The 19,034-nt window shown below is 41.0% G+C and carries 18 protein-coding genes and 1 pseudogene; 1 reads left to right on the top strand and 18 read right to left on the bottom strand.

From position 1 onward, the window contains the following. The first annotated feature begins 21 nt into the window (after positions 1-21). On the top strand, positions 22-2,289 hold the full coding sequence (locus tag H7T98_RS00650) for a Xaa-Pro dipeptidyl-peptidase (protein WP_201061018.1): 2,268 nt from the start codon (positions 22-24) through the stop codon (positions 2,287-2,289). A 198-nt stretch (positions 2,290-2,487) separates the two neighbouring features. On the opposite strand, the gene H7T98_RS00645 is transcribed toward H7T98_RS00650, so the two are convergent. From H7T98_RS00645 to pbp2X, 18 genes and pseudogenes are all read right to left on the bottom strand, one after another. Continuing rightward, on the bottom strand, positions 2,488-2,784 hold the full coding sequence (locus tag H7T98_RS00645) for a bacteriocin immunity protein (protein WP_021152512.1): 297 nt from the start codon (positions 2,782-2,784) through the stop codon (positions 2,488-2,490). Between the two features lie 769 nt (positions 2,785-3,553). Beyond that, positions 3,554-3,954, bottom strand: a pseudogene (locus H7T98_RS10240) (hypothetical protein). A 329-nt stretch (positions 3,955-4,283) separates the two neighbouring features. Beyond that, positions 4,284-4,451 (bottom strand): hypothetical protein, encoded by a 168-nt coding sequence (locus tag H7T98_RS00640; RefSeq protein WP_022495889.1) that lies wholly within the window; start codon positions 4,449-4,451, stop codon positions 4,284-4,286. A 74-nt stretch (positions 4,452-4,525) separates the two neighbouring features. Next, complete coding sequence (locus tag H7T98_RS10150; protein WP_022495888.1) at positions 4,526-4,651, bottom strand: hypothetical protein; 126 nt, start codon at positions 4,649-4,651, stop codon at positions 4,526-4,528. Further along, positions 4,639-4,728 carry a ComC/BlpC family leader-containing pheromone/bacteriocin gene (locus H7T98_RS00635; protein ID WP_022495887.1) on the bottom strand — a complete coding sequence of 30 codons (90 nt, stop codon included), beginning with the start codon at positions 4,726-4,728 and terminating at the stop codon, positions 4,639-4,641. The genes H7T98_RS10150 and H7T98_RS00635 overlap by 13 nt, the downstream gene beginning before the upstream one ends. A gap of 141 nt (positions 4,729-4,869) precedes the next feature. Then, on the bottom strand, positions 4,870-5,037 hold the full coding sequence (locus H7T98_RS00630; protein WP_002891737.1) for a hypothetical protein: 168 nt from the start codon (positions 5,035-5,037) through the stop codon (positions 4,870-4,872). Between the two features lie 15 nt (positions 5,038-5,052). Continuing rightward, positions 5,053-5,232 carry a Blp family class II bacteriocin gene (locus H7T98_RS00625; RefSeq protein ID WP_002891738.1) on the bottom strand — a complete coding sequence of 60 codons (180 nt, stop codon included), beginning with the start codon at positions 5,230-5,232 and terminating at the stop codon, positions 5,053-5,055. Positions 5,233-5,391: 159 nt separating this feature from the next. Then, positions 5,392-7,140 (bottom strand): ABC transporter ATP-binding protein, encoded by a 1,749-nt coding sequence (locus H7T98_RS00620; protein ID WP_398578495.1) that lies wholly within the window; start codon positions 7,138-7,140, stop codon positions 5,392-5,394. Then, on the bottom strand, positions 7,130-8,890 hold the full coding sequence (locus H7T98_RS00615) for an ABC transporter ATP-binding protein (RefSeq protein WP_201061016.1): 1,761 nt from the start codon (positions 8,888-8,890) through the stop codon (positions 7,130-7,132). The genes H7T98_RS00620 and H7T98_RS00615 overlap by 11 nt, the downstream gene beginning before the upstream one ends. Positions 8,891-8,953: 63 nt before the next feature. After that, a complete protein-coding gene (locus tag H7T98_RS00610) occupies positions 8,954-9,343 on the bottom strand; it encodes a hypothetical protein (RefSeq protein ID WP_223896453.1) in 390 nt (129 codons plus the stop codon). Positions 9,344-9,502: 159 nt separating this feature from the next. Then, on the bottom strand, positions 9,503-10,030 hold the full coding sequence (locus H7T98_RS00605) for a VanZ family protein (RefSeq protein WP_195918165.1): 528 nt from the start codon (positions 10,028-10,030) through the stop codon (positions 9,503-9,505). A gap of 1 nt (position 10,031) precedes the next feature. Beyond that, the gene (gene rlmN, locus H7T98_RS00600; RefSeq protein ID WP_096832658.1) at positions 10,032-11,141 is read right to left on the bottom strand and encodes a 23S rRNA (adenine(2503)-C(2))-methyltransferase RlmN; all 1,110 of its coding nucleotides are present in this window, start codon (positions 11,139-11,141) and stop codon (positions 10,032-10,034) included. A gap of 63 nt (positions 11,142-11,204) precedes the next feature. Next, entirely contained in the window at positions 11,205-11,933 is a 729-nt protein-coding gene (locus tag H7T98_RS00595; RefSeq protein ID WP_002891743.1) for a YutD family protein, read from the bottom strand. Between the two features lie 54 nt (positions 11,934-11,987). After that, positions 11,988-13,343: a bifunctional metallophosphatase/5'-nucleotidase gene (locus tag H7T98_RS00590; RefSeq protein ID WP_201061007.1), complete on the bottom strand. Its 1,356-nt coding sequence runs from the start codon at positions 13,341-13,343 to the stop codon at positions 11,988-11,990. A 273-nt stretch (positions 13,344-13,616) separates the two neighbouring features. Further along, a complete protein-coding gene (locus H7T98_RS00585; protein WP_002884558.1) occupies positions 13,617-13,847 on the bottom strand; it encodes a Blp family class II bacteriocin in 231 nt (76 codons plus the stop codon). Between the two features lie 479 nt (positions 13,848-14,326). Next, the gene (locus tag H7T98_RS00580) at positions 14,327-15,670 is read right to left on the bottom strand and encodes a DEAD/DEAH box helicase (protein WP_070839243.1); all 1,344 of its coding nucleotides are present in this window, start codon (positions 15,668-15,670) and stop codon (positions 14,327-14,329) included. A 72-nt stretch (positions 15,671-15,742) separates the two neighbouring features. Beyond that, positions 15,743-16,765 carry a phospho-N-acetylmuramoyl-pentapeptide-transferase gene (mraY, locus tag H7T98_RS00575; RefSeq protein WP_002891748.1) on the bottom strand — a complete coding sequence of 341 codons (1,023 nt, stop codon included), beginning with the start codon at positions 16,763-16,765 and terminating at the stop codon, positions 15,743-15,745. Between the two features lies 1 nt (position 16,766). After that, positions 16,767-19,034 carry a penicillin-binding protein PBP2X gene (gene pbp2X, locus H7T98_RS00570; protein ID WP_201061005.1) on the bottom strand — a complete coding sequence of 756 codons (2,268 nt, stop codon included), beginning with the start codon at positions 19,032-19,034 and terminating at the stop codon, positions 16,767-16,769.

The following is a 19,034-nucleotide window of genomic DNA, read 5'->3' as shown; positions in this document are numbered from 1 at the left end:
TTATTTTTGAGGTTTTTGAATATGAAATTTAATCAGTTTAGTTACATCCCAGTTAGTCCTGAAATAGCTTGTCAGGAACTTCGTTCTTTAGGATTTGAAGTCTCTCTAGATGCTAGTGCCAAAGCCAATTTTGAGGCCTTTGTTCGCAAGTCCTTCCTCTTCTTTGAAGACACCGACTTAGCTTTGAAAAATTGGATTGCTGATTCAGAGACTGACCTCCTAACCTTCTTCCAGTCAGACCGTCCCTTGACTGCTGATGTCTTTAGTTTGGTGGCTCTTCAACTGCTAGGATTTGTCCCTAATGTGGACTTTACAGACAGTGCGGCTTTCCTAGAGAAAATGGCCTTTCCAATCACTTTTGATGGTAGTCTTAACAACCTGCATCAATTGTTAGCGACACGCACACAGTCTGGCAATACCTTAATTGATCAGTTAATAGCTCAGGATTTAATCCCTGTAAGTAATGACTACGTCTTCTTTAATGGTAAGAGCTTAGCAACATTTGACACTAATCAGCTTCACCGTGAAGTGGTTTATGTCGAAACACCTGTAGATACTGATAAAGACGGGCAGTTAGACTTGGTCAAGGTGACTATCTTACGTCCTGATGTGGACTTCCCAGTTCCAGCCATGATGACCGCAAGCCCTTATCAACAAGGGACTAACGAGCCTGCTTCAGATAAGCTCACCCACAAGATGGAGGGAGACTTGCTCGTCAAACCAGCAGGTAAAATCTCTCTTAGACAACCTGAAATCAAGGCACCTGAAGCAGACCTTACGCCTATCAATCCTGTCACAAAGGTTCAGGAGAGTTTTGCTCACACAGATACCTACACACTTAACGATTACATGTTGGCTCGTGGTGTGGCCTCTATCTATGTATCCGGTGTTGGTACCTTCAACTCAGAAGGTTTCATGACCTCTGGAGACTATCAACAGGTTCTGGCCTATAAAGCTGTCATCGACTGGCTCAATGGTCGTGCACGCGCCTTTACTAGCCGTAGCAGACAGCATACAATCACTGCTGATTGGGCTTCTGGTAAGGTGACTACTACTGGACTTTCATACTTAGGTACCATGTCCAACGCCCTTGCTACAACTGGCGTTGACGGTTTGGAGATGGTAATCGCTGAAGCAGGTATTTCTTCTTGGTACGACTACTATCGTGAAAATGGGCTCCTCGTCAGCCCTGGAGGCTACCCTGGTGAAGATCTCGACACTTTGACTGAATTTACCTATTCTCGTGCCCTATTAGCTGGAGAATACCTACGCCACCAAAAAGACTATGAGACCTACCTCAAAGAGCTAAGCAAAGCCATTGATCGTAAGCATGGGGACTATAACCAGTTCTGGCATGACCGTAACTATGTGCAATTCGCAGATCGTGTTAAAGCCACTGTTGTCTTTACACATGGTAGTCAGGATTGGAATGTCAAACCGATTAACGTCTATCAAATGTTCAATGCTCTTCCAGACTCTCTTGGAAAACACCTCTTCTTCCACAATGGTGCCCACGTTTACATGAATGCTTGGCAGTCTATTGACTTCCGAGAAAGCATGAACGCCTTGATTTGTCAGAAACTCCTTGGTTTGGAGAATGGCTACACACTGCCTACTCTTATCTGGCAAAACAACCAGTCTGAACAGACCTGGGAAGTTCTCGATAACTTTGGACACGACAATGGTAAAAACATTCAGCTTGGTGAGGCTGAAGCTAGCATCGCTAACCATTATGAAGAGGAAACCTTCGCCAAATACGGTAAGACTTACCAAAGCTTCAAGGATGATCTCTTTGTGGATAAAGCCAATGCCATCACTCTAGACTTTGAACTGGATCAAGACATCCAAATCAATGGTCGTGTCCACCTAGAACTCAAGGTCAAATCTAGCACAAACCGTGGTTTTATCTCGGCCCAGGTTCTGGAAATGGGAGATAAAAAATACCTAGCTCCAATACCTGAATTAAAACGCATGAGTTTAGATAACGGACGTCTCTTCAAGGAAGAAGCCTTACGTGAATTACCATTCAAGCAGGCAAAATACCGTGTCATTACCAAGGGACACCTTAACCTGCAAAATCGTAAAGACCTCCTCACCATTGAGAATGTCACTCCAAATGAATGGATGACTATCGGCCTGGACTTGCAACCAACCATCTACAAACTCAACAAGGGCGACAAACTCCGACTTGTTCTCTATACCACAGACTTTGAACACACTATTCGTGACAATAGTGACTACGAATTAACCGTGGACCTAAGCCAAAGTCAGATGACATTGCCTTATTAGTATTTATCGCAAAAAATCCCATAGGATGAGAACTCCCATGGGATTTTTTTATTGTGTGAAAATAAACAAGATTTAATCTTCAATTTTTACGATTCATTTTAATGTTATTTAAACAAATGATGTAGCCAAGACAGTGGAATAACACAAATTCTCAATGGACAACTCAACCTTAAAACCGAGAAATCCTCCCTAATGACATCAATAGCCATAACGAATCGCTAGCAATTTTCGCAACTCTGCCATTCGCTCCTCGATAAAGGGAGACAAGGTTAGCTGGTCTTTTCTGACCACTTCGGATATTTCCAGTGACATCCTGCTTAAGATATAGGGAGTGGCTGAACGAGAGTCTGCAAGTTCCGTTCGGTAGGAGTGCAGGACCTGCTTCAAATCAGCATAATCTGGCTTATCTCCAATAGTTTCAATTACTTCATCGATGATAGCTACTGCTTGTTCTCGTCTCTCTTTGCCTCCTGCAAACCATTTAAGTCCTGTCATTAAGAAAACCTCCTTATTTCTTTCAACTAATTTTTCAATCACATCTTTAGTATAGCATTCAAGTCTTTCTATCAGAGCTAGCGTCCCAAAAAGTGGCTATATGTCCTAAATGGTAGCCAAATCCAGATTGGATGCTGAATAGATAGAGCATTTAAATCTATATTCCCAATGACTACTCCTAGGATTGCTGATACGACACGTAACGAACGTAACACAGCAGAACTAATTTTTTGTAATATCACCATGGTAATTCCTTTTCTACTTGAGTCATTTACATAAACTACTAGGGCGTTATCTAAAGAATGATTGGCTATTATTCTGAATCTAGCATGGCTAAAGACACGAATCTGTCACTTTCCATGCTGCTTAAAACAAATACATCACTTCTCATTTCTAAAAATCAGCTGACTAAGATCATCAGAGAACGATAAAGAAACATAAAGTGACAAGGTATAAAATAAAAATGTTCTTTCTTGATGCCAGAAAAATGTTATCACACATTGAATACAGACAGCCAAGATAACTTGTAGGATAAATATTATGTATTTTCTAGAAAAAACAGATTGTTCCAATAGTAATCCTCCTTTCATGACATATTTTGAAGACCCAGACCTTGCAAGTTTTGTCTATACGATAGAAGAATATCCGTCAAGCCATAGAAATCCTACTCTAATTTTCACATTTTTCATTAATCACTTTCTTATTATAGCGTTTTTATGCACTTTATGCAACGTAAATTGAATAATGTCACAAATGGTTACTATATTTTCTATCTTTTAAAATATTTTTTGACTTGCAAGTAAGCTAGAAAATCACAGAGAATTAACAAAAGCATTAATACGACTAGTACTATGCGGTCTGTGGTATCACTGAATGTTAGTAATGTGTAAAACTCTACACAAAGCACTAGAAATGAGATGACCAGAAAGACAATGAAGGACTGCCATATTGTTAACGGATTTACTGAATCGGGACGCTTCTTAAGCAAACGGTAGAGCAGTCCATTTACAAAAATGACTACTAAAGCTAGTGCTCCGACTGATAACCAAATCTCTGGCGAAGTCTTACTTTTGTAGAGAGAAATACTGGTACTTATAAGAAAGACTGCCAATACAGCAGTGATGGTCCTAAAAATCGCAATACTCTCGAACTAATACTCTTTAACTTCATGATAAAACACTTAAGCTATGAATAACCTCAGTCAGTCTTGTAAACCGAATAAGCTATTACATTTAACTCTATTCCTTTCTGTATTTTTTTATACTGCTGTAAGATCTCAAGTAATCCCTTAGCGATTAAATTCTACTGGAGATGTAATACAATAGCGTCATTAGCACTGATATTTTAAATAAGCGAATATACATATCTTTATTTTTTCTATTACAAAAATATGCAATCAAATATAATACAATCTCCGCTATCATTAGCAAGAATAATTTTACTTCGGGAACATCAAAAATAAGCATTTGCAAGCACCTCACGTTCAAAGGGGCAAAAGGTTACTTTTTAAACTGTGACCATTTTTTAAAAAGGAGACTATAAAGAAGCAAGGTTAGCCCCAACAAGTTAATGGTATGGTGGACTGCATCCAAACTTCTAAATAGATTAGCGAGGCCCATTCCGATGAGAATGGTAGCCAGTAAATACGGTTTTGAGTTTTTAAACATACTTTTCTCCTTAAAGTGTTTTTAGCGTTCTGTGCAAAGCTATTCACAGACTAGCAATTGACAAGGTATCTCAATTAGGATTTCTTTTTAGCGGAATTGGTAGCTTTGTGTTTTTCAAGCAATGACATAATAGGCTTATCCAAAAAACTCATCACAGCCATGAAAACCATCCCTAAAATATAACTTTTCAAATCAAACATAATCCATCACCACCTTCAACGTTTGCAAGTGCCTCAAGGTCAAGGAGTTCAAAATTGTTATTTGTTTGCCTTGTCATAGCAACAACCTCCTAAACTATTTTTTAGCTTTTTTCTCTCAAGCTATGAATTTTATTATAGGTTGTAGGCCGACAAAAAAGTAGTGACATAAATGTCACTACTCGTTTTTGATTTTTAGGAACTCTACATTTCGAATACTTCTATTTTTTGAGTCGCTCCCATTTGCTAAAAATCAGACTATAAGTGATTAATGCCAACCCTACCAAATTAATGATATGATGAACAAAATCTAAATTTCTGAAAAGGTTAGCAATGCCAAATCCTAAAAGGAAAATGGCTAGTAAATACATTTTTTTATCTTTAAGCATAGAATCACCTAAATATTAGCAGAATGTGGCATAACCAACTAAAGCTCCTCCCCAGTAACCTACTGGGCCTCCTGCTGATCCTACTAGAGCAGATCCGATTGTGCCGGCATAACACTTAACCCATCCACCACCTTCAACGTTTGCAAGTGCCTCGAGATCGAGTGTTTCAAAATTGTTCATTGTTTGTGTTGTCATTCTAACAACCTCCTAAAATATTATTTTTTAGCTTTTTCTCTCAAGCTATGGTTTTATTATAGGTTGCAAGCCAACAAAAAAGTAGTGACATGTATGTCACCACTCGATTTTGATTTTTAAGAAATCTTTTCGAATATAGAATCTATGGTCTAGATTAGCTTACGCTCCTTCCATAGCGCCTGCTTGTAGGCTGTACATCTTATGATAGGTGCCACCGAGGGCTAGGAGTTCCTCGTGGCTACCGTGTTCGATGATGCGGCCCTTGTCTAAGACATAGATGCAGTTGGCATCTTGGATAGTCGATAGGCGGTGGGCAATGGCAATGGTTGTACGTCCTTGACGCATTTTTGCTAGAGAGTTTTGAACAATAGCCTCTGTCTCCGAATCGATATTGGCTGTCGCTTCATCCAAAATCAAGATTTTAGGCTGGCTAGCAACGGTCCTAGCAAAGGCTAGAAGCTGACGTTGACCGGTTGAAAAACTTGAACCTCGTTCGGAAACTGGAGCATCATAACCTTCTGGAAGTTTGTCGATAAAGTGGTTGGCATCCACAAACTCAGCAGCGGCTTTGATCTCTTCATCAGTTAAATCCTGATACATTGCAATATTGGATTTGATTGTACCATGATAGAGAAAGGGTTCCTGAAGGACAAGACCAATGTTCTTACGCAGCTCTGCCTGACTATAATCGCGAATATCTACACCGTCAAGAAGAACTCGTCCTGATTGGAACTCATAAAAACGCATGAATACATTGATAATAGAGGATTTTCCGGAACCTGTAGAACCGACAAAGGCGATGGTCTCACCTTTATTGACAGAGAAGGATATGTTATCTAAAATCTGGTGTTTACCATCATAGGAGAAAGAGACATTTTCAAAGCGAATATTCCCCTCAGTAACCTTGGCATCTGTGTCTCTCTGCTCAGGCTCATAGGTGCGCTCGTCAATCAAAGCGAAGACCCGACCTGCTGAGACCATCGAGGTTTGCAAGGTTGAGAAGTTTTGTGTCACTTCAATCAAAGGATCAAAGAGGCGGTTAATGTACTGGATAAAGGCATACATGGTACCTGCTGTGATACCCAGATAGATGCCACGATAGCCAAAATAAGCCATGAGAACAGCATAGCCCAGGAGCTTCAGTAAGCTCATGGCTGGGCGTAGAAAGAGAGAATCCAGTGACATGGAACGGCTGGCGTAAATCAGGTGTTCCTCATTAATGGCATCAAACTCTTTTTTGAGACGTTTCTCTTGGTTAAAGGCCTGAATGATGCGAATCCCTTCGATACTCTCTGACAGTTTGGCATTTATATCTGAAAGCAAGGCTCTGGTCTTTTCAATGATGACCACTGATTTTTTGCGGTAGAGATTAACCAAAAGAACAATCAGAGGAAGAAAGAGCACAATAAGCCCGGTCAGACGAATGTCCAAGATCATCATGGTGTAAAGGGTGGTAACAAAGATAAAGATAGCCGAAATAAAGCTAGACAGAATCCCTGAGAACATCTCGCTAATAGTCTCTGTATCATTGGTCAAGCGGGAAACGATAGAGCCTGCTGGAGTTTTGTCAAAGTAAGACATACCTAGTTTCTCCATATTGGCAAAGGCATCTCGGCGAATATCCCTGACAATACTGTAGGACACACGCGCAAAAAAGAGATTTCCCAAATACTGGACTAGCGTCTGTAAGAGATAAAGACCATAGTAACCAATCAGAATCAAGCTTGCCGCCTGATTCATATCATGCAGATAGTGGTCGATAAAATAAGAGGCCACAAGGGGAATGATACTCTTGATAACCGTAGTGGACAAGAGGAAGGCTAAAGCTAGAAAGGTCAAGAATTTGTAAGGCTTGAGATAGGTCAAGAGACGCTTAAACACAGACCATTGGTTTTGATTAGGCATCATCTTCTTCTCCTCCTTCCATTTCTAACTGTTGAGACTCATAGGTCTTGGCATACCAACCACCCTGAGCTAGCAAATCCTCATGACGGCCACGTTCAATGATACGACCATCCTGCATGACTAAGATAAGGTCAGCGTGCACCACCGCACTCAGACGATGGGCGGTAATGATAGTTGTCTTGTCCTTGCGGGTATGTTTGAGATTGTCAATAATAGCATATTCTGTCTTGGCATCAACCGCAGATAGGGAGTCGTCCAAAATCAAAATATCTGGATCCAAAATCATGGCCCGACTCATGGCCAGACGTTGTTTTTGACCGCCTGATAGGCTGACACCCTTTTCACCAATGATTGTTTCAAAGCCTTCAGGCATATCCTTGATGTCATCATAAACTTGAGCTAACTTAGTCGCTTCTTCTACCTTGTCAAAGGAGAGATCCGGATTACCAAAGCAGATATTGTCTAAAATGGAGCTGGCAAAGAGAAACTGGTCTTGAGGAACATAGCCCATCAAGCTACGCAAGTCTGATAGGCGATAATCTCGGATGTTATGACCATTCAAATAGATGGCTCCTTGATTAACATCGTGCTCCCGCAAGAGCAACTTGACAAGGGCCGTCTTTCCTGAGCCAGTCTGTCCAACCAAACCAAGGGTTTGGCCCTTGTCCAAGGTGAAATGAATATCTCTCAAAGTATCCTCATCCTCAAAAGCAAAGCGGTCAATCGCATATTCTAAACGACCATTTTCAATGCTTGGGAGAGGATGAGCAGGATCTTGAACATCTGATTCCTGCTCCAGAAGATTTTCAATACGTTGGTAGGATACATTTCCCCTCTGTGTGATATTAAAGAGAAAGCCAATGGCCATCAAAGGCCAAACCAACATATCCAAATAGGTAATGAAGGTTACTAAATTTCCGACCGTTATCTGATTAGTCTGAATCATAAAGGCCCCGACAAGAAGGGTTAAAACATAAGATGAGCCAACAAAGAGCAAGACCAAAGGATCAAAAAGGCTGTCATACTTCATGGTATGCATATTCTTTTTAAAAGTCATCTTATTGGTCTCTTGGAAGGACTGAAGCTCAGCCTCCTGATAGCCAAAAGACTTGGTTACCTTGATCCCTGATACCGACTCCTGAACCTTATTATTAAGTTCTGAAAAGGCTGCCTGGGATTCACCAAAAGCTTTATGGGTCTTGCGTCCCAAACGACTAGTCGCAAAAGCCATGAAGGGTAGGGGTAAGACAGCCAACAGGGTCATCTGCCAGGAAATGCTGAAGAACATGGTGATTAAGGTTACCAAGGCTGTGATAGACGCATCTACGGCTGACATGACACCCCCACCAGCCAAGCGGGTTAAGGAGTTGATATCATTAGTTGCATGAGCCATGAGGTCCCCTGTTCGGTACTTTTGATAAAAAGAAGGCGACATCTTGGTAAAATGCTCAAAAAGGCGTGACCTCATAATCTGACCCAAGCGATAAGAGGTCGCTAAGATATACATCCGCCAAACATAGCGCAAATAGTACATTCCTAAAGCTGCCAAAAGCAAATACACAAGATTCAAAAGCAAGATCTGATTGGTCAATTTCCCCGATGTAATAGCATCAATGACCCGCCCCATAACCATAGGAGGAATCAGATTGAGTACCGAAACCAGACTCAGTGCCAAAATCCCGACAATATACCGGCGTTTTTCTAACTTGAAAAACCACCAAAGTTTTGCAATGATTGATTCTTTAAAAGACAAGTTACTCCTCCTATCCTTACAAATGGTTAATAATAGACCTCGTATAAGTCTCGTATGATAAGGTTACTTCCAATAGCGATAGATTGTGCCATCTTCTAACTGAAAGTGACCAATATAAGATAACTTCCCAAAATCAGTAGACTCTGGCAATTGATAAGCAAAGGAATCAAAATTATAGACCTTGTGCCCATCATCCATAGAGTAGCTATCCTTATCATGGATAACGGATTCATCTTTCTTAGGGTTCCAAATGCGTCTGATTTCATCAGATGTCTTATACTCTCTGACAAAATTGTACAATTCAAAGTTAGTTGCCTCACTGAGATAGCGACCATCGGTGTTGTAGTTAGCTAATTGAGGCTCTCTCTTAGCCTCAGAATAATTCCAAACCTGTCCTCTTTCTCGCATGATATCGGCATCACGGCCACTTTGATAGGTATCTGCCTTAACCATCGTCATTGTTACTCCTAACGTTAATACGGTGACTACTGTCATCATTAAGTGTTTCATTGTTTCTCCAAACGTGTTTATTCATTTTTCCCTCTTTTGAATGTGTTGTATTTGTATGATAGAAAATAAGTGAAACCTGAGACGCGTAAGCTCCCAGGTTTTTTACTCTTTAAAATGCGTTTGAATCAGTTTTACAAGAAGGCGGTAGGCAGCTAATGCCACCAAACCTCCCAAGGTATTGGTCCATAAATCATCTAACTCAAAGACACGATTCGCATCAATGAGGAGATCTAGAATAACTTGCCCAACCTCAATCGTCAAAGACATGATAAACGTGGCTAAAAGGACCTTTTGCCAAGACCTAAATCTGGGGTACAAGGCTAAAAGTCCTAAAATCAGCGGACTCAGCAAGAAAATGTTGGTCACATTTTGCCCAAGCACAAAGACAATCTCTTTAAGACTATCCAACTGATAAAAGTTGGTCAAACTATTGAATGGGGTCAAGAGGACCACTACACGACCAAAATGTTGAATCCCAGGAGTTTCAACACCTTCAACTAGTCCATACTGTGGTGTCCAACAAAGGAGTACTAAACAAAGAAGATAAGCACAGACCAAAACTTGGCTTAGCTTTCTTCCTTTTGGTGTTAGTTCTCCGTCCTTTTCTACCCAAGTCGTCAGCTGAAACATCTTACTTACCTTCTGATTTACCAGAAGCTTCTGCTACAGCCTTTTGACGGTCACGTTTCATAGTGTTTGAACGCAATTGTCCACAAGCAGCATCGATATCTGTACCGTGTTCTTGACGAACGACACAGTTAACCCCGTTTTTCTTGAGCACATCGTAGAAGGCCGCCACACGTTCCTTGGTTGAACGACTATATTGGTCGTGCTCTGATACTGGGTTATATGGAATCAAGTTTATGTATGACAACTTACGGATTTTCTTAGTCAAATCAGCCAACTCTTGAGCGTTTTCAGGGTGGTCATTGACCTCATTAAGCATGATGTACTCAAAAGTTACACGACGGTTGGTTGTCTGGATGTAATACTCGATCGCTTCAAAGAGTTTTTCAAGTGGGAATGAGCGGTTAATACGCATGATGCTTGAACGAAGGTCATTGTTAGGCGCGTGAAGTGATACGGCAAGGTTAACTTGAACACCTTCGTTAGCAAATTCCTTAATTTTTGGTGCCAAACCAGATGTTGACACTGTAATGTGACGAGCTCCAATAGCAAGACCATTGTCATTGTTAATAGTACGCAAGAAACGAAGCACATTGTCATAGTTATCAAATGGCTCACCGATACCCATAACAACCACGTGGCTGACACGTTCACCATCGCCACGGTCATCAAAATATTTTTGTACCAACATGATTTGTGCCACAATCTCACCAGCAGTCAAGTCACGTTGTTTCTTAATCAAACCACTGGCACAGAAAGTACAACCGATGTTACATCCAACCTGAGTTGTCACACAGACAGACAAACCGTAGTGTTGACGCATCAAAACAGTCTCAATCAACATACCGTCAGGCAATTCAAAAAGATACTTAACTGTACCATCTTTAGATTCTTGAACGATACGTTGTTTCAATGGATTTACGCAGAAATTCTCATTCAACTTGGCAATGAAATCTTTAGAAATGTTGGTCATTTCTTCGAAAGACTGCACACGCTTCTTGTAGAGCCAATCCCAAATTTGAGTCGCACGGAATTTCTTTTCACCGTGTTCCATAGCCCAGTCGATCAACTCATCACGAGTAAGACCATAAATAGAAGGTTTGTAGCCTTCCATATCCTCTAACTTCTGACGTTTACGGCGTTCTGGTTTTGCTTGTGTTGTTACTTCTGACATAGTTTAATTTCCTTTTTTTCTGATTGTAAAATGCTGACCATCTGACTTGGTCTGGCTTTGTTTCTTCGATGGGGTGTTTTGACCTTTAGATTTTGGAGCTTGCTTCTGACTCTTCTTGAAGTTAGACTTACGCTCACGGCCACCGTCCTCGGATCTAGATTTAAACTTAGGACGACGCTTGATTTTCTCAAAGTTTGGGCCCTCTTGATCCCTATCTCTTCGTTTGGACTTGTCTGGCTTTTGCTTAGCAGAAGCTTTTTGCCCCTTATTCTTTTGAGAAGCATTGTGCTCTCTATCTCTAGATTCCTGAGAAGAATGACGACGATTATTAGAACGACGGCGCTTGCGACGAGGCTCAGTCTCCTCTTCAAAGACGATTAACTGTGGCTCTTCATTTTTCAAAATAAAGTAGGCACAACCAAAGGCACAGTATTCACGTAAATACTCTGACAATCGGCTAATGCGGTCTGTCTTACGCGTATTAGGGCGCTCGTCCTCGTAAAATCCCTTAAGGCGAAGCTGGTCATTAGACCAGTCCCCAACAATATAATCATACTTGAGCATGATTTCAGAAAAACGTTGCCCAAAGCGGGTAGCGTCTAAAGCATCCTTGTGATTTTCAAGAACCGTAAACTGACAGGCATCTGATTTCAGAAGGTCAGCCACATACACAAAGTCTGGCCCTGGATATTTATTATAATTAAACATTTCTGGCAAGATTTCTTTACGCATGTGCCATCCTTTCTGCTCTCTCTTATTTTCTATTCTGATGCTGTAATAATGTCTCTATATCTTATCCCAATTGGCACCATTTTTTCCTAAATACTTGGCCACAAGTCCCCTTAACAAATCTGGAAAAAGAAGAGTAACTTCCTTTTCCTTAATTGTAGGGAAGTAAGAAGCAAAGTAGTACTGGTCCACAAGGACCAAACTAAACTTCTCATTGGAATCTACAACCCTTCTATTATACAACAAATTACCGTTTTTGTAAGCAAAATTCCCTGTGATTACTTCACCAAATGTCTTCCCTCTAAATCCCATACCTTTAATAGCTTGATTTTTAAGGAGTTCAGCCTTAGTAAAAACTTCCTGACAGATTTCTTTGAGCTCTTGTCCTGTCACGACTAGACGTGCCATCCGCATCTGGTGAGGAAGGGCTTCTTGCAGGTCTGCCATGGTCACTTGAGGGCCTAGTGTTTTCATGATAAGTCCAGTATTTAAAAGCGTTAATTGGCTATGAGTTTCCTGACAAACAGCCTGTAAAACCAATTGACAGGTCTCATCAAAATCTAGTTCTCGACCTAGATTAGCTACTTTTTTCTGAGCTAAACGACGATGGCCTTCCTCACGCATAGCCTTGATAAAGGCTTCGTCCTCCTTGTCTAAATCCAAGATGTAGGACTTGGTGGGGATAGCCTCGATCTGACATTCTATCAATCGCCCATTTTCCACAGTAAGGTCAATACAGCCAAGATAATAGCCATATCTGTCAGCAGCTGCCAAATAGGTTTCATTGACTAATTTACCCTCTTCAAAAAGGTGATGCGTGTGGCTTCCGATGACAAGATTTACCTGTGGATAAGTCTCTGCAATCTGCTCATCATAACGTACACCTAGGTGACTAAGAACGACGACTATATCTGCATCCCTTACCTCAGGACGAGCCAAATCCTCTTCCAACCTAGCCATAGGCTCTAACACCTGCCAACCGTTGGGAGCATAGGTGATGTAATATGGGAAGGTATAGGCCAAGAAAGCAATGTTTGTACCTGCTTTAGTTTTATGGATAAGATAGGGTTTGGCCCATTCAGGCTGTCTCCCTTCATCCTTGAGATTTCCTATGATCGGCTGAAACTTAGCCTGCTCATAAAGACAGTCTAGCTCCTCCTTGGCCAGACCTATCCCCTCATTATTTCCAATAGTCGCATAGTCTATCCCCAACTCATTCATCAGGGCTACATTAAAACGCCCGGCTGTCGCATCAGATAAGGGATGGGACTTATCCACATTGTCCCCAAGATCTACCTTAATCAGCTCTCTATCTGTCTGACTCAAATCATCCACAGCTCGCTTGAGTTGTGGATACTGTTCAAAATGAGAGTGTAAATCATTGATATGAAGAATTCGAATCTTGTCTTTCATGACTCCTATTGTAGCACTTTTGCTATAAAAAAACTTGACAATCATTTTGCCAAGTTTTTACATGCTATTTTTCAAACAGGAACGTATTCCTAGTTAACTTTCTTTTTAACATATTCTTCTGCGAGATGATAGACGTCATCTGCTAGGGATATACTGACATAGATGCACACAATTGAGAAAATTTCTCCTCTAAAGTGTTGCCAAGCAAAGAATATAAGCCCATAAATTAGGAGAGCAAGTACTATTTGGCCAAAAAATTGACTCAGTAATCGCCTAATAACGACAAATAAGTCCATAAGTAATCCCATCTTTAATACCATAACCAATACCCTTTAAGGCTGCACCTTGCCAAGTACCTGTTTGAATACCACCTTTAATGGCTCCTCCAACAGCCCCGACGCCTACGGCAGCTGTAGCTCCCCAAAAACTACATGCTCCACCCTTAACAGTAGAAAGATCTTCGGAATTAAGTGAGTTAAAATTGTTAATGATTTGTGTTGTCATTAAAACAACCTCCTTTAAAATATTTTTTAGCCTTTTCTCAAAAGCTATGATTGTATTATAGATAGAAAGCCAACAAAAAAGTAGTGACATAAATGTCACTACCTGATTTTGAGAGTTGACTCAACTAATAACCTCAAACTTACACATTATTTTACTTTAAACGGAAAGCTTCTTAAAAATGTCTGTGATAAAACTATTTAAAATCTGTCATAGTTTCAGTTCTTAAGACAGCCAATTATTTTGCGAGTGTAGTGAGCATATACTGAGACTTGTCGCTGTGATAATGACGACTAAGACTTTGTAGTCATAAGCGTTGGGAAGTTTTGAGACCTTAGGCTCAAAAGAAAAATATATCTTCAAACTAAATAAGGTCTTTTGAGTTTCCAAAAAGTTTGATAATAATCAAAAAAGCTGAAACACTTTGGTTTCAATCTTTTGAATTTTTAAATTAAAATTTGCTCTCACCTAGAAGCCAATGCTTAGAAGCTTTGCTTCTTAGCTTTACGCTCAGCACGCCCCTTAGCACGGTTAGCCGCACGACGTTCACGTTTGCGTTTTTCGTCAACCTTCCACTGAATTTTCTTCTTGTAGCCAGGTTTGATTTTTTTCTTTTTCTTCTTAACCAAACCGATCATTTCCGTATCAAGTTTTTGATAGGCTTTTTCACGATTGGCACGACGGTCACGGTCATAGGTATCTTGAAACTCGCCGTCCTTATAGACTTTAGGTTCAAAGGTAATCCCCATCTTTTCAAGCTCACGAATATCTGAGTCGTCGCTTGGTTGATAGAGGGTGATGGCTGTTCCTGACAAGCCATTACGTCCAGTACGCCCTACACGGTGAACAAAGAAGGACAAGTCTTGAGGGATGGCATCATTGATTACATGGCTAACCCCTTCAATGTCAATCCCACGCGCTGCAAGGTCCGTCGCTACAATGTACTCAAAATCAAGCTTCTTGACTTGATTCATGATACGCTTACGTTCACGTGGTGGAATACCTCCATGAATTTTGGCAACCCTAAGACCATTTGACACTAGGTAACTGTGCAAATCGTCAGCACGTTCCTTGGTATTGACGAAAATCATTGCCAGATATGGTTGCATCCCCTTAAGCATCTCAAGAATCTGCTCATTCTTGTTGCGACCCTTGGTAGATACCAACCAGTTATCAATAGTATCCGCAATAACTGTTGAAGTTTTGATTTGTTCCATGACTGGATTGGTCAAATACTTCTTCAAGAATGGTTGCAATTTTTGAGGAATGGTTGCTGAGAAGACCAAAATTTGAACTTCCTTAGGTAGACTTGCCGCAATCTTGTCTACAGTATCCAAGAATCCCATATCCATGGTCATATCAGCTTCGTCAACAACAAAGGTATGGGCCTTGTGAATAGCCAAGTCCCCAGACTTAACTAGGTCATAAATACGACCTGGTGTCCCAATAACAATATGAGGTTGTGCTACCTTGAGTTTCTCAATCTGACGTTGCTTGTCTGTACCACCCACATAATTGACTACACGAATTTCAGTCTCAGAGTGTTTGGCAATTTGTTTTGTCGCTTGGTAAATTTGTGTAGCCAATTCACGTGATGGTGCTGTAATAACAACCTGAACATCACCACTCTTTGGATTTAGTTTCTCAAAAATTGGCAAGAGGAAGGTATGTGTCTTCCCTGAACCCGTCTTTGATTCACCAACCAAATCACGACCTGAACGGACTACAGGAATCAATTTCTGTTGAACAGGTGTTGGCTCCTTAAACTTAATCTCGTCAAGAGCCTCCTGAATAAATGTTTTAAAATTAAAATCTTTAAATGACATGTTTACTTCTTCTTTTCTATCTAGTCTATCCCTATCATTATAACAGAAAAAGAGCATTTCTGCTCTTTTCATTTATTTCATAACGTTTCCAAGAACCATCCAAAGGGTAATGGCACTTGCAAGTGCTCCAACTGTCCAAAGGAAAGCATCAACCTTCCACTCTGACCATTTGTCACCCTTACCTGAAAGACCACCCAATTCGAGGTGATGGTGGAATGGTGTCATACGGAAAATACGACGACCTTCTCCATACTTACGCTTAGTGTATTTGAAATAGCTGACCTGTAGCATGACAGAAGCTGTCTCAAAGACATAAACCACACCAATCAAGAGTAGGGTCCACTCTACACGTAGGGCAATAGAGATAACCGCAAGCATAGCTCCAAGTGACAAGGAACCGACATCTCCCATAAAGACCTTGGCTGGCTTGTGGTTAAAGACGAAGAAGCCAAGAAGTGCCCCAATCATAGTGATAATGATAGTCAAGATAGCGAACTCACCCTTGACAAAAGCGATAATCCCATAGGCAATCAAGCTGATAACCACAGAGATAGAAGCTAAACCATCAATACCGTCTGTCAAGTTCACAGCATTTGAGAAACCGACAATCCAGAATAAAACAAATAGAACATAAAAGACACCGAGATGAATGGTTAATCCACCAATAGCTAGGCTATCTGTCCCACTAGGGAGTACGTGGATAAAGTAGAAAAGCAAACCCGCAATAATCTGCAAGGCCATCTTTTGCCAAGGTTTAAGTCCCTCATTGATTTGACGGAAAATCTTAAGGAAATCATCAAGGAAGCCGATAATTCCATAAATCAAAATTACAAAGAGAATCCCTACTGTAGCACCATAGGCTTGGTGGCCCTCGCTAAAGACGTGGAAGTTAAAAATCAAGCTAACCAAGATGGCAACCACTAGGAAGACTGTCCCTCCCATAGTTGGTGTTCCAGCCTTAGCCAAATGCTGCTTCACATCTTCATGCATTTGTTGGCCACCGATTTTCTTGATTTTGTAGTAAGTAATAAAGTGAGGCATGGCGAGCACCGTCAACACAAAGGCGGCCACACCTGCTATCAGACTCATAGTCATCTTAGTCTCCTAAAGTAATGGTAATCTTCTTGGTTTTAGACAGGGCTTTTCCTGCCGCAACACTTTGTTTGGTAACAGTCCCTGACTTGCCACCCTTATAAGTAACTTTAATGCCTTTCCATTTGGCAAAGGTTTCAACGTTCTTCTTGGTCCAACCATACATGTCTGGAAGTTCTGTGAAATCATTGGTCATGATAAGAATCTGTTCATTAGCCTTGATATTGGCTTTGGCATCTACAGAAACCTTCTCAATCTTATCACCAACACCCAGAACAATCGGATGAATCAAGTTTTGACGAAGGGTGTTAGCTGTCTCGCCCGGACTCTTACCGATAATATCGCCGGTTTGATAGCTCGTTTCCTCGGTCTTTTCACTACCTTCAGACACAGAAGTATCTAGGGTGTCTCCCATAGACATGGCTTCTTCCAAAACCGGGTTAACCACAGTTGCATAAAAATTATTATCCCAAGTCTTAGGCTCCTGCACAGTCACATACATGATGTATTCTGGATTATCTGTAGGTACCATGGCTACAACTGAATTGAGGGTTTCATTGGAACCAACTTTGTAGGTCCCAGTCTTCTCATCAGCAACCTGAGCCGTTCCAGACTTAACTGAAACATCATAATTGCCAACTTGGATAATAGGTGACCCTTCAGATTTATTGTAAAGGGTACCGAACTCTGGATCCGTACCAACGGAAATCATATAGTTACGCGTTTCAGAGGCAGCCTGCTTAGAAACTGGCTTACCGATAACTTCCTTCTTCGCTGTACGAACTGTGCCTTGGTTAGTATCGGCAACTTGTTTGATAAATTGAGGTTCTAGCATTATACCATTGTTTGAAATAGCGGTAAAGGCTCGAAGCATCTGCACCTGAGTCACCGAAATCCCTTGTCCGAAGGACGATTGAGCTATATTAACAGAGTTTCGAGAGACAACCCCTGAAGATTCACCGACCATCCCAAAACGGGTTGGAAGACCAAATTTGTAAAGAGATAAGTAGTTAGACCAAACTTTGTCTCCCATCTCTTGTTCCAGCATGGTCATACCAACGTTACTTGAATAAGAGAACCCTTGAGCAAATGACATGGTACGACCTGTTGAGATACCCTCATTGATTGACCAGTCATTAATTTCAACGTCGTCAACCTTAATACCATTAGCATTACTGTAGGTCGCATTCGGGTTGAAACTTCCATTGTTAATAGCAGCTGACAAGAGCATGACCTTCATGGTTGATCCAGGCTCATACTGAGCTTCGTAAAGACGGTTAACCCAGTCATAGTTTTTCTTAGCCTGTCCCTCAAGAGTATCAGAATTATAGGTCGGACGTTGTGTCGTTGCAAGAATCTCACCTGTCTTAGCATTAACAACTGTCGCTGAAGCATTGACACCTTGCGTCTGCTCCATAAAGGTATCCATCTGTGTTTCTAGGAAGGTTTGAAGAGGTGCTGACAAGGTTGTATAGATGTTCTTACCATCGATAGCTTCCTTGGTAATGGTTTCCGTACCTAGAAGCGTATTACCGTTTTTATCCTTCTCATAGATGGCCTCACCATCTGTTCCAGTCAAGAGGCTATTGAGCGAACGCTCCAAACCAGTTTGACCAATCAAAGAATATGAGCCATCTTTTTTATTTTCAACAGCTTCGGCACGACCAAGAAACTCTGACGCAAAGGTCCCATTAGGATACATTCGTGACGTTGTTGCTTCAAAGGCCATACCCTTAATTCCCGCATCTTTAAAGGCTTTTTCTAGTTCTTCTTTAACAGAGTAGGTAATTCCCTTCCCCTTTAGTCCAAAGGAAACCTGGTAGGCACCCTTAGTACGCAATTGGGCCAAGGAATCACTCTTTTCAATTCCTAGCTTATCCTTTAAAATATCAGCAACCTTGTCAAACTGACTATCTTGGACATAGAGTTTTTCTTGAGTCGCTGACACATAGCTGGTCGACACGATAGCGTAAATGGCATAACTGGTTGAATCCTCAGCCAAAACATTTCCATTTCGGTCGTAAATTGTCCCACGCTTGGCAGCCACTGTGGTCTTAGTGTTATAAGATTTAGCAGCCTGCGTCGACAAATCGACACCAAACTTACTGTCTGTCCCAATAATCACCACAAAGTTGATAATAAAGACGAAAAAGATAAAGATGCTGAGAACCATAAGGTTCTGACCAACGTGCTGTCGATTCTGGGCTGGCTTTCGCCTATCCCTAACGACATAGTTTAGAAATAAATGTTTAAGTTTTCTTAATCTGTTCAT

Source organism: Streptococcus sp. 23.2 (genome assembly GCF_016648665.1).
Taxonomy (GTDB): Bacteria; Bacillota; Bacilli; order Lactobacillales; family Streptococcaceae; genus Streptococcus; species Streptococcus salivarius_E.
Note: the sequence above shows the minus strand (reverse complement) of the source record. Positions and strands in the feature narration are given on the sequence as shown.